General features: G+C 34.1%; 8 protein-coding genes. All 8 read left to right on the top strand.

All coding sequences use genetic code 11. The annotated features are described in order from the left end of the window. Window positions 1-7 precede the first annotated feature (7 nt). The 8 genes from ACOQOS_RS09045 (at window position 8) to ACOQOS_RS09010 (ending at window position 13,328) form a co-directional block, all read left to right on the top strand. Window positions 8-1,741 carry a LamG domain-containing protein gene (locus tag ACOQOS_RS09045; protein ID WP_420574650.1) on the top strand — a complete coding sequence of 578 codons (1,734 nt, stop codon included), beginning with the start codon at window positions 8-10 and terminating at the stop codon, window positions 1,739-1,741. Between the two features lie 116 nt (window positions 1,742-1,857). Beyond that, on the top strand, window positions 1,858-3,246 hold the full coding sequence (locus tag ACOQOS_RS09040) for a glucoamylase family protein (protein WP_420574649.1): 1,389 nt from the start codon (window positions 1,858-1,860) through the stop codon (window positions 3,244-3,246). Beyond that, a complete protein-coding gene (locus tag ACOQOS_RS09035; protein ID WP_420574648.1) occupies window positions 3,247-4,584 on the top strand; it encodes a glucoamylase family protein in 1,338 nt (445 codons plus the stop codon). It abuts the gene before it with no gap. A gap of 9 nt (window positions 4,585-4,593) precedes the next feature. After that, window positions 4,594-5,379 carry a prolyl oligopeptidase family serine peptidase gene (locus tag ACOQOS_RS09030; protein ID WP_420574647.1) on the top strand — a complete coding sequence of 262 codons (786 nt, stop codon included), beginning with the start codon at window positions 4,594-4,596 and terminating at the stop codon, window positions 5,377-5,379. 3 nt (window positions 5,380-5,382) lie between these two features. Continuing rightward, window positions 5,383-7,725, top strand: a complete 2,343-nt coding sequence (gene bglX / locus ACOQOS_RS09025; protein ID WP_420574646.1) for a beta-glucosidase BglX — start codon at window positions 5,383-5,385, stop codon at window positions 7,723-7,725. Window positions 7,726-7,735: 10 nt separating this feature from the next. Continuing rightward, window positions 7,736-9,844: a glycoside hydrolase family 97 protein gene (locus tag ACOQOS_RS09020; protein WP_420574645.1), complete on the top strand. Its 2,109-nt coding sequence runs from the start codon at window positions 7,736-7,738 to the stop codon at window positions 9,842-9,844. Window positions 9,845-9,937: 93 nt separating this feature from the next. After that, window positions 9,938-11,791, top strand: a complete 1,854-nt coding sequence (locus ACOQOS_RS09015; protein ID WP_420574644.1) for a family 43 glycosylhydrolase — start codon at window positions 9,938-9,940, stop codon at window positions 11,789-11,791. A 160-nt stretch (window positions 11,792-11,951) separates the two neighbouring features. After that, entirely contained in the window at window positions 11,952-13,328 is a 1,377-nt protein-coding gene (locus ACOQOS_RS09010; RefSeq protein ID WP_420574643.1) for a sugar porter family MFS transporter, read from the top strand. Window positions 13,329-13,636 lie beyond the last annotated feature (308 nt).

Below are 13,636 nucleotides of genomic sequence, written 5' to 3'. Positions count from 1 at the left end.
AAGAAAAATGAAAAAAATATTTAAATACAGCTTAGGGTTATTATTACTGATACTAATGCTCTCTTGTGAAGATAAGATAGATCCAATAACAGAAGTAGATCCAGGACCAGATGCTGGTGCACCAACAGTAACAATTGAAAAACCTGTTGATGGTTTTTCAATTCAAGTGCCAGATCTTATAGCTTCTACTACAATTAAATTTAGAGCAGAAGACGACATAGAAATAGAATCTGTAAGCGTTAAACTAGACGGACAAGAAATTGCTTCCTATGATGAGTTTCTAGACTTCAGAATATTTAATGAAGAATTTATTTATGACAACATTACAACGGGTGATCATATTTTAGAAGTTTCTGCCACAGATTTAGCGGGCAATGTTACTACATCAGTGTCTAACTTTAGTAAAGAACCTCCATATACTCCGCTTTTTCCTGGAGAAACGTTCTACATGAATTTTGACGGTAGTTATAACGAATTAGTTTCAGTAACAAGCGCAACTGAATTTGGTAGTCCTAACTTTGCCTCGGAAGGTCGCGTAGGTTCAGGTGCGTATGCTGGAGCTTCAGATTCTTACCTAACATTTCCAACAGATGGCTTATTGGCTAATGAATTCAGTGCTTCTTTTTGGTTAAAGGTTAATGCTGCACCAGATAGAGCAGGCGTTTTAGTTATTGGACCGCCAGATGAAAGTAATCCAGATGCACAAAATAACAGAACAAGCGGTTTCAGGTTTTTCCGTGAAAATGCAGGCGGAATGCAACGTTTTAAATTAAATATAGGAACTGGAAGTGGAGAAGCTTGGTTTGATGGCGGTGCTGCTGCAGATGTTGATCCTAATGTAGATGAATGGGTTCATTTTGCTTTCACAATTTCAGAAACAGAAGCAGTCGTTTACAAAAATGGAGTAGTTGTAAGTCAAAATGCTTTTTCAGGGATAGATTGGACAGGCTGTGACATACTTTCTATAATGTCAGGCGCACCAAGATTTACAGGTTGGGGACATAATGCTGATGAAAGTTATATGGATGAACTGAGAATCTTTAATATGGCTTTAAGTCAAGACGAAGTAATAGAATTAATTGCACAAGCAGACGAAATATTTAAGTTAGACTTTAATGGGAGTTACACAGAAAGTTACAGTGATCAAGACTGTACTGAAGTAGGAAATCCAGGATTTACCTCTGATGCTTTTGAAGGAACTAGCGCCTATGAAGGAGCCGCAGATTCATATTTAACTTTCCCTACTGATCAATTACTATCTAATGAGTTTTCGGCTGTCTTTAATTACAAAGTTGATGCTGCGCCAGATAGAGCTGGTATTTTAGTGATTGGTCCGCCAGATGTAAATAACCCTGATGCACAAAATAACAGAAACAGCGGATTTAGATTTTTCCGCGAAAATGCAGGAGGCATGCAACGTTTTAAATTAAATGTTGGAACAGGAAGTGGAGAAGCATGGTTTGATGGAGGTTCAGCTGCTGATTTAGATCCTGCAAATCCACAATGGGTGCAAATGGCTTTCACAATTTCAGGTACTGAATGTGTTGTATACATAAATGGTCAAATAGTTAGTCAAAACACCTTCTCAGGTGTAGATTGGACAGGTTGTGATATACTTTCTATAATGTCAGGAGCTCCTAGATTTACAGGTTGGGGACACTTATCTGATGAAAGTGCCATGGATGATTTAAGAATTTTCAAAAAAGCATTATCTCAAGCAGAAATTCAATCCATGCTTTAAAATTTTAAAAACAAAACATAATATAACAGTGTACTTAAATTTTGAATTAGTCATAACTGCTTTAGCTGGATTTTTTAAAATAAATGCAGCTAAAGTTTTTCAATAAGCCACCTACAATGAAATTTTTTAAACAAAAATATACATTCATCATTCTAGGAGTCATACTCTTTCTTGTATTTAGCTGTAAGAAAAATATAAAATCCAATGGAAACTTAAATGCAGCATTAATTGAAAACACTAAAATTGAATTAAACAACGAACAGCTTTTAGATACCATACAATATCAAACGTTTAATTATTTCTGGGATGGAGCAGAACCTAATTCAGGATTAGCAAGAGAGCGTATACACATAGATAATATTTACCATCCTGCTTCTCCAAAAAATACAGTGACTACAGGAGGAAGTGGTTTTGGAGTAATGGCTATTTTGGTGGGTGTTGAACGTGGATGGATTTCCAGAAAACAAGCGCTGAACCGATATTTGAAAATTGTTAATTTCCTAAGCCAAGCAGATCGTTTTCATGGTGCTTGGCCACATTGGATTGATGGAGAAACAGGAAGAGTTCGACCATTCGGCAAAAAAGATGATGGAGGCGATTTAGTAGAAACAGCATTTCTTATTCAAGGTCTACTAACAGTTTCAGAATACTTTAAAAATGGAAATGAAAAAGAAAAAGAACTAGTCACTAAAATTGACAAACTCTGGAGAGATGTAGAATGGGATTGGTATACTAAAGGTGGTGAAGAAGTTTTATACTGGCATTGGTCTCCAAAATATGGTTGGGATATGAACTTCCGAGTAGGAGGTTACAATGAATGCCTAATTATGTACATACTTGCGGCAGCTTCACCTACGCATTCTATTTCTAAAAGTGTTTATGAAAATGGCTGGGCAAGAAATGGAAAAATAATATCAAACAAATCCTACTATGGCGAAGATTTAGTTCTCAATTATTTTGAACACGATGAAGATCCTGTCGGTCCATTATTTTGGGCACATTATTCCTATTTAGGATTAAATCCCAAAGAGCTATCGGACCAATATGCAAACTATTGGAAGTTAACAAAGAATCATGCAAAAATTCATTATAAATACGGTGTAGATAACCCTAAAAAGTTTAAAGGGTATGGAGATAGTCTTTGGGGACTGACTTCTAGCTATTCTATAAAAGGTTATTATGCACATAGACCAGAAAAAGATATAGGCGTCATAGCACCTACAGCAGCTTTATCATCATTCCCGTATACACCCAAAGAAAGTATGAATGTTTTAGTGAACATTTATAAAAACCATGATAGTCTAGTTGGTAAATATGGTCCTTATGATGCTTTTAGCTTTGAAAGCAATTGGTATTTACCAAGATATCTAGCTATAGATCAAGGTCCAATTCCTATAATGATTGAAAACTACAGAACAGGACTTTTATGGAAACTATTTATGAAAAATAAAGAAGTGAAAAAAGGTTTACTAAAGTTAGGATTTACGTATGAAAAAAATGATTAAATGAAGAAGTTAACATACATACTATTACTTCTTGTTTTTATAGGTTGTGCAGATGATGATGTTCCAACGCGTCAAGAGTCGTCCAATAATAATCTTGAAGAAACCTTGTCGGATGTAGAATTGATGGACTTAGTACAACGAGAAACTTTTAAATATTTCTGGAATTATGCAGAAAGTAATTCTGGTGCAGCAAGAGAACGATATCACCCAAATGATCCTACAGATAGCCAATATGTCGTAACAACTGGAGGAAGTGGTTTTGGGCTCATGACTATCATAGTTGGTATGGAACGTGGATATATTTCCAGAAATGAAGGTGTTGAAAGACTAACTCAAATTTTAAACTTTTTCGAAAACGCTGAACGCTTTCATGGAGCATGGTCTCATTGGATACATGGAATATCAGGTGCTGTCATTCCTTTTAGTGCTTTAGATGATGGAGGTGATATTGTAGAAACTGCATTTTTTGCACAAGGACTTATTTGTGTAAAAGAATATTTAGAAGGTGGTACTGCGGCAGAAGATGCACTTGCAACACAAGCAGATCAATTATGGAAAAGTATAGAATGGAATTGGTATACGCAAAATCAGAATGAATTATATTGGCATTGGAGTCCTACAAATGAATTTGGAATTAACCTTAAACTTCAAGGGTATAATGAAGCACTAATTGCATTTATTTTAGGAGTAGCTTCACCCAATCATCCTATTCCTGTAGCTGCATACCATCAAGGTTGGGCAAATAATGGAGCTATAACTTCCTCGTCGATACAATATGGTATTCCTTTAATTTTAGATCATGCAGGATCTGGGACAGGACCTTTGTTTTGGGCTCATTATTCGTATATAGGTTTAAACCCAACAAACTTATCAGATCAGTATGCTAATTACTGGGATTTGAATGTGAATCATACGAATATTAATTATCAATACTGTGTCAATAATCCAAACAACTATGATGATTACGGATCAACTTGTTGGGGATTAACAGCAAGTTACTCCCGAAACACTGATGGAAGTGTTGGCTATTCTGCACATGACCCAGAAAACGATTCTGGTGTTATTTCGCCAACCGCTGCTATAAGTTCTATACCATATACACCTGAAAAGTCTCTAGCTGCAATGCGCTTTTTTTATGACAATGAACTAATGGGACCTGCAGGCTTTTACGATGCATTTAGTCCTCATTACAATTGGGTTACGGAACGTTACTTAGCCATAGATCAAGGGCCACAAATCATCATGATAGAAAATTATCGTTCAGGTTTACTATGGAATTTATTCATGCAAAATGAAGATGTTCAAAATAGTTTGAATGCCTTAAACTTTACTTATTAAAAAATAGAAATGAAACTAATCAAGAATGTATTAACCTTAAGTTTAGTTGTTTTCTGTACGTTGGTTACAGCACAAGAAGATTTATATAAACACAGAATTCACTCAGAAGGAAAGGATACCTTAAAATACCGAATAATGTATCCTAAAGATTTTTCTGAAACTAAACAATATCCTGTTGTACTGTTTCTTCATGGAGCAGGAGAACGTGGAAGTGATAACCAAAAACAACTTCTTCATGGAAGTAAACTATTTGCAAATACAACCAATCGTGATTCCTTTCCTGCAATCATAGTATTTCCACAATGCCCAAAAAATAGTTATTGGTCCAATGCTGAAATAGATAGAAGTAGTTATCCTATAAATTTAGTATTTCCAAAAAATAAGAAGTCAACAAAGTCAATGCAACTTGTCATGAGTTTAATGCAGGAATTAACTAGTAAAAACTATGTAAATAAAAACAAAATTTATGTTGGAGGTTTATCAATGGGAGGAATGGGAACCTTTGAAATTTTATCAAGACTACCAGATATGTTTGCTGCAGCATTTGCCATTTGCGGAGATGGTAACGCTGAATTAACTAAAAAATATGCTAAAAAAGTAGACATGTGGATTTTTCATGGAGCAGAAGATAATGTAATAGACCCAAAAGGATCTATAAAGATGGTAAGCGCAATATTAAATAATGGAGGAAAACCAAATTTTACACTATACGCCAATGCAAATCATAATAGTTGGGATTTAGCCTTTGCAGAATCAAAATTATTATCATGGCTTTTTTCTAAATCAAAAAAATAAAAAATGACTAAGACCATACTGAAAAATATAAAACTAATCATTGTCGGTATTACTTTAATTACGATACCTTCTTGTAACACAGTCATTAAAAATAAAACTCCAAAAACTACGAGTAATCTATACAAACAAAAAGTAGATTCCATTATTAGTATAATGACTATAGATGAAAAAATAGGGCAACTAAATCTTCCTGCAACGGGTCCTATTACAACAGGATCTTCTAAAAGTACTGGAGTTGTCAAAAAAATAGAAGAAGGAAAAATTGGCGGACTTTTCAATATAAAAGACATAAAAAACATCTATGAAATTCAGAAGATTGCGGTAGAGAAAAGTCGCTTAGGAATTCCATTAATTTTTGGAATGGACGTAATTCATGGTTATAAAACAACTTTTCCTATTCCATTAGGATTGTCTTGTTCTTGGGACATGGAGCTAATAGAAAAAACAGCGAAAATTGCTGCCAATGAAGCTAGTGCTAATGGAATAAATTGGACTTTTTCACCTATGGTAGACATTTCTAGAGACCCACGTTGGGGACGCGTTTCTGAAGGAGGAGGAGAAGACCCTTATTTAGGAGGGAAAATAGCGCAAGCAATGGTAAAAGGATACCAGCAAGATTCATTAGCTGCTGAATATACAATCATGTCTTGTGTGAAGCATTTTGCTTTATATGGAGCATCTGAAGCAGGAAGAGACTATAATACTGTAGATATGAGTCGTATAAAAATGTACAATGAATATTTACCACCTTACAAAGCAGCTATAGAAGAAGGTGCGGGTTCTGTGATGGCATCATTCAACGAAATAGATGGTATTCCTGCAACTGGGAATAAATGGTTATTAACCGATTTGTTACGCGACGATTGGGGTTTTAATGGATTTGTAGTATCAGACTATACAGGAATTTACGAAATGAGAGCGCATGGAATGGGAGACGAATTTGATGTCACTACGTTAGCATTAAAAGCAGGATTAGATATGGATATGGCAGGCGATTCACCTAATATTGCAGCATCCTATACCAATACTCTAAAAGAAGCGATAAACAAAGGGAAAATTACCATAGAAGATATTGATAAAGCGGTTGCTCGAATACTAACAGCTAAATATAAACTTGGACTATTTGACGACCCATATAAATATTGTAATGTAAAACGTTCAGAAAATCAGACCTACACACAAGTCAATCGTAGCTTTGCTCGATTAGTTGGCGCAGAATCTACAGTATTATTGAAAAATAACAATCAGCTTTTACCTTTAAAAAAGTCAGGTACAATTGCTGTTATTGGTCCATTAGCGAAGGCTAGTAACAATATGCCTGGTACTTGGAGTGTATCTACAGATCACGCAACAGCTATTTCGGTTTGGGATGGTTTAGAGCAGACAGTTGGGAATCAAGTTAACCTATTATATGCAAAAGGAAGCAACATTACTAAAGACTTAGCACTAGAAAAAAGAGTTACCATGTTTGGGAAAGACATTCCTAGAGATGAAAAAACAGACAAACAGCTTTTAAATGAAGCTTTGTCTATTGCTAAAAAATCGGATGTTATTGTTGCTACAATTGGCGAAACCTCAGAGTTTAGTGGAGAAAGTAGCAGTCGTACCAACATAGAAATTCCTCAAGTTCAAAAAGATTTATTACAAGCACTACTAAAAACAGGAAAACCAGTGGTTTTGGTATTATTTACTGGACGACCATTAACCTTAGTTGAAGAAAGTGAAACTGTTCCAGTAATTCTTAACGTTTGGTTTCCAGGGAGTGAAGCAGGTTTGTCGATATCAGATGTCCTTTTCGGAGATGTCAATCCATCAGGAAAGCTAACCATGACCTTTCCTAGAAATGTAGGTCAAGTTCCGTTGTATTACAATCACAAAAATACAGGAAGGCCACTAGGAAACAATGAAGGTAAATTTGAAAAATTTAAGACTAATTATCTTGATGTTCGTAACGAAGCATTGTATCCGTTTGGTTATGGATTGAGTTACACAACTTTTGAGTATGGCAAAATAAAACTAGATAAAACTTCAATGACTAATAACGACACTATAAACGTATCTGTAGACATTACAAATACAGGAAACTATGATGGAAAAGAAGTGGTGCAGCTATACATTAGAGATCTTGTAGGTACAGTAACAAGACCTGTCAAAGAACTAAAAGGATTTCAAAAAATATTCCTTAAAAAAGGAGAAACAAAAACCGTAACATTTACCATATCTATTGAAGACTTAAAATTCTATAACTACGACTTTGATTTTGTTGCAGAATCAGGAGATTTTGAAGTCTTCATTGGCACAGATTCAAATACAACATTAAAATCAAAATTTACGTTAACCGAATAATTTTCATGCAATGAAAAAAATATCCATAATCCTTTTACTGTTTGGTTGTTTGTATAAAACATTTGCTCAAGACGTAACATCGCCTTCAAAAAACATAAAAGTAAATTTTTCATTAACTGAAAAAGGAGAACCTACATACCAAGTATCTTATAAAGAAAATACAATCATCTCAAAGAGTAAATTAGGGATATCCGTAAAAGATGGAATTGCCTTAACTAAAGATTTCAGTATGATCAAAACTGAAAAAAAAACAGTTAATGAAACATGGAAACCAGTACTTGGAGAAGATTCAACTATTACAAACCATTACAACGAAATACGATTTTTTCTAAATCAGAAAGACACCAACACTAAACTAAACATTGTCTTTAAAGTATTTGATGAAGGTGTAGCATTTCGATATGAATTCCCGATTGATAATGAAGTAAAATATTTTGTCATTTCAGAAGAAAACACAGAATTTACATTAACGGGAGATCATAAAACATTTTGGATTCCAGGAGATTATGATAGTCAAGAGTATGCATATAATGAAACAAAAATCTCCGAGATTGATAATGCTAAATTAGACTTAGAAAACGGAGTTGGTTTAAAAAGTATTTTAAGTCAATACAGAGTACAATCACCTTTAATGATGAAGTCTTCTAGCGGATTGTACATCAATATCTTTGAAGCAGCTGTGCTTAACTATCCAGTCATGCACCTAGACGTAGACATTGACACATTTCAACTTACTGCAAACTTAGCTCCAAATGCAATAGGTGATAAGGCGTATTTACGAACTCCTTCTCAATCTCCATGGAGAACTATTATGGTGAGTGATGATGCAAAAGATATACTAAGTTCTAAAATGATTTTAAACCTAAATGAGCCATGTGAAATTCAAGATACATCTTGGATAAAACCTATGAAATATATAGGCATTTGGTGGGAAATGCACATTGGGATATCAACTTGGGATTATGCAGGAAGTCAAAATGCACACAATGCAGGAACCGCTGTTGGCAATATGATTCCTAGTGGGAAACATGGAGCAACTACCGAAAATACAAAAAAATATATTGATTTTGCTGCCAAACATGGTTTTGATGGTGTTTTAGTGGAAGGTTGGAATGTAGGATGGGAAGATTGGTATGGCAAATGGAAAGAAGATGTATTTGATTTTATAACACCATATCCAGATTTTAATATTAAAGAAATTGCTGATTACGCCAAAGCTAAAGGTGTAAAAATGATCATGCACAACGAAACTTCTGGTTCTGTAGCCAATTACGAACGACACCTAGACCGAGCCTTAGGACTAATGAAGAAGTATAATTATCCTGCCGTAAAATCGGGATATGTAGGTCGAATAATTCCTCGAGGAGAATTTCACGATGGGCAAACTATGGTGAATCATTTAAATTTTGTAACACAACGTGCAGCCGAATATAACATCATGGTAAATTCTCACGAAAGTGTAAGACCAAGCGGTTATCATAGAACGTATCCAAATTATATTGCTTCTGAAGCAGCTCGAGGAAATGAGTTCAATGCTTGGAGTAAAGGCAATCCTCCAGAACATGAAACCATCTTACCATTTACAAGATTACTTGGAGGACCAATGGATTATACACCCGGAATTTTCGAATTAAAAATGAGCGCATATGATCCTACAAAAAGAGAACAAGTACATACTACATTAGCGAAACAATTAGCATTATATGTTACGTTATATTCACCATTACAAATGGCAGCAGACCTTCCAAGAAATTATGAAAAGCATTTAGATGCATTTCAATTCATAAAAGATGTTCCTTTAGATTGGCAAAAATCTATATATCTAGAAGCAGAGCCAGGTCATTATATTACAGTAGTACGTAAAGATAAGAATTCTGAAAACTGGTTTTTAGGCGCTATAACGAATAAAAATGCTAGGCAAACCACAATTAAATTAGATTTTCTAACAAAAGGGAAAAAATACAAAGCAATAATCTATCAAGATGGAGAAGATGCTGATTGGCAAGAAAACCCAAAAAGCTATGAAATACTAACAAAAACTGTAACGCAGACATCTAGTTTAAAATTGAACTTAGCTAAAGGAGGTGGCACGGCTATTAGTTTTGAACTGATAGAATAGTTTCAGATACAATTAAAAAACACTAAAAAATCAACAAGAAAAGCTACTAAACAATTAGGAGAAAATGCAGAGATATAATAGTACCAATGTAATATGAAATTCGTAAAAACAATACAATTAATATTAGTGATCACGGTACTTTTTTCTTGTAAGAAAACCCAAGAAAAAAATACAATTGCTAAAGATAACGCAACAAAAAATACAAATATAAATACATCACAAACCTACATCAATCCGCTAGACATTGACTATACCTATATGGTATACAATTCTAGTAATAATCAATCATATCGTTCTGGCGCCGATCCAGCAGTTATTGAATTTAAAGGTGAATATTACATGTTTGTAACACGATCGTTTGGATATTGGCATTCCATCGATTTAGTCAATTGGAAATTTATAAAACCACAACAATGGTTTTTTGAAGGTAGCAACGCACCAACAGCATTTAATTATAAAGATTCGTTAGTTTATTTTGCTGGAAATCCTGCTGGTTACGGAAGTATTTTATACACAGATGATCCTAAAAAAGGATTGTGGACTCCAACAGCTTCAATTTCCAATAATATTCAAGACTCAGAATTATTTATAGACGATGACGGTAAAACATATTTATATTGGGGTTCGTCAAACTTGCATCCGCTGCGTGTAAAAACACTAAATAAAGAAGATCGTTTTTTAGAAACAGGGATTAAAAAAGACTTGATCAATCTCGTAGAAGAAAAACATGGCTGGGAACGCTTTGGCGAAAATAACTTTCATCCTAAAATCAAAGAAGGTTATATGGAAGGTGCTTCAATGACCAAACATAAAGGAAAGTACTACTTGCAATATGCGGCTCCAGGAACACAATTCAATGTATATGCAGATGGGGTTTATGTTGGAGATTCACCACTTGGACCGTTTGGTTATATGAAAAATAATCCTATGAGTTTTAAACCTGGTGGATTTACAAATGGAGCAGGGCATGGTATCACAGTTAAACAAACTAATGGACAATACTGGCATTTTGCTACCATGGCTTTGGCTTCTAATGCACAATGGGAACGTAGGTTGTGCATGTTCCCTACTTATTTTGACGAAGATGGATTAATGTATAGCAATACAGCCTATGGTGATTATCCGCGTTTTGGTCCATATCATCCCAACAAAGCTGGACATCACAATGGTTGGATGTTATTGTCTTATAAAGGAAATGTGACAGTTTCCTCTTCGCTAAAACAAGTAATGAAGTTTACTTCCAATGATGATGAGATAGAAATCAAAGAATTACCCATACATAAAAATTTAAAAGGAGAAATCACTACAAAAGTACTAACAGATGAAAATCCCAAAACTTTTTGGGTTGCGGAAGCAAATAACAATGAACAATGGCTTACCATTGAAATGAAAAAGACGGGAACAGTACATGCTATTCAACTAAACTATCATGATCACGAATCTGGGATATACACACGTGTTGAGGGTTTAAACCATCGTTTTACTATTGAAACTTCAGAAGATGGAAGTCACTGGGAAACTGTTATTGATAGAAGTAACAGCGACCAAGATTCACCAAATGCATACATTGTTTTAAAACATCCAGTAAAGGCAAAATATATAAGATACAATAATATAAAAGTGCCTGGGAATAACTTCGCGATGTCAGAAGTCAGGATCTTTGGACTTGGTTTAGGAGAAGTGTCAAATAAAGTAGCTAACGTTAAAATTAACCGAGAAAAAGATCGAAGAAATACATCATTGTCTTGGGATGCAGTTGAAAATGCACAAGGCTATAACATTCGCTGGGGAATTGCACCAGATAAACTATATCAATCTTGGCAAGTGTATGATACTAACACACATTTTATGCGCTGTCTAGATAAAGATAGTTCGTATTATTTTACCATAGAATCATACAATGAAAATGGAATTTCTGAACAAAGTGAAATCATTTTTGTTGAATAGAATTCTACCATAAATAATATGAGCGAATATGCTGCTTAAAACGGATTATTTTTCACGTTATAAGTCATGAAAACTGAAAGGTGTTATACATAAGACTTGCAATGTTAGTAATATAACTTGCCGGTTTACAAAGAATTTGAACTAACTATAATTATACACAATGAATAAAAAAACATTCTTACTGCTTATTACAACTATATCTGCACTAGGTGGACTCTTATTTGGTTATGATACAGGAGTAATTAATGGAGCTCAATTTTATCTTAGCAAATACTTTGAACTTGATGCAACACTAAAAGGTTGGGTAGTAGGAAGCGCATTGTTAGGCTGTTTTATTGGAGCAATTGTAGCTGGACCTATAAGCATTAACATAGGTAGAAAAAGGTCGTTAATCATATCAGCAATCTTATTTTCTGTTTCGGCTTGGGGCTCAGGTCTGCCAGAAGTAGTACCAGAAACCGTTACGATGTTAGTTATCTTTAGAATCATAGGTGGATTAGGAATTGGTATTGCTTCTATGAATGCACCAATGTACATTGCAGAAATTGCGCCAAGTAAAATCAGAGGTAAAATGGTAACCTATTATCAACTAGCTATAGTCGTTGGTTTTTTTGTGGTCTTTCTAGCAACCTACTTTATTGGCAATAACTTATCTGAAGCAGAAAATATTCAATTTGGTTGGCGACGTATGTTTTGGTCAGAACTTATTCCTAGTTTATTGTTTTTAGCGCTTTTATTTTTAGTGCCAAAAAGTCCAAGATGGCTAGCTATAAAAGGAGAAGAAGAACAAGCATTACATATTTTAAATAAAATTCATGGAGAAAAGCAAGCTAAACATGAAATAGAAGAAATTAAAGCTTCCTTAAAAAAAGATGAAACAAAGGAGAATGTCAATTACTTTTCCAAAGCAATCTTAGCAATCATTTTTATAGGAACAGCACTATCCATATTGCAACAATTTACAGGCATCAACGCTGTACTATATTATGGAGCAGATATTTTTGAAAAGGCTTTAGGATTTGGTAAAGAAGATGTTTTAGCACAACAAATATTATTAGCGCTAGTCAATCTCGTATTCACATTTGTAGCAATGTTTACTATAGACAAGTATGGTAGAAAACCATTACTATATGTTGGCTCAATAGGTATGATTGTTGGTTTCCTACTATTAGGAATATCGTTACAACTAGAAGCGGTAGGTTTAATTTCATTAATAGGCGTACTCATCTTCATTGGGTCATTTGCTTTATCAATGGGACCAGTTGTTTGGGTAATATTATCAGAAATGTTCCCTAATAAAATACGTAGTGTAGCAATGTCAGTAGCTGTGGCAGCACAATGGGCAGCAAATTACCTAGTGTCTCAAACATTTCCAATAGTGATGGAAAGTGAGGTTAACAATAACACTTTTTGGAATGGTTCAATACCTTATTTCATTTTTATAGGATTTATTCTGATAATTATCTTTTTAACCTACAAATTCATTCCAGAAACAAAAGGAAAGTCTCTTGAAGAAATAGAAAGCTTTTGGCAATAAATTTCAATCTAAAAACGCAGTGTTGAGATAAACGTATATATAAAATTATCAATGGAAGTAAATTTTAAAAATATGTCTCTGATACTTTAATTTATAGAGATCAATCATAGCTTTAAGATTTAGAAAGTAAATTAGTACACCTAACCGTATACAAGAACATTCAAATTAAAAATACTACGATTTGAATCACAAACTTCAAATCTAAAAAGTAAAAGAGAGTTAAGTATTGTAACTCTTAAGCTTTAGTTTTTAAAACAAGAATAGAAAAGTTTCTTTTGTCAACAGCTAAAAGCAATAAAAACCAGTCC

The sequence above is a fragment of the Kordia sp. genome (assembly GCF_965224175.1).
Classification (GTDB): Bacteria; Bacteroidota; Bacteroidia; order Flavobacteriales; family Flavobacteriaceae; genus Kordia.
The sequence above is the reverse complement of the archived record's forward strand: the minus strand, read 5'-3'. Positions and strand labels throughout refer to the sequence as shown.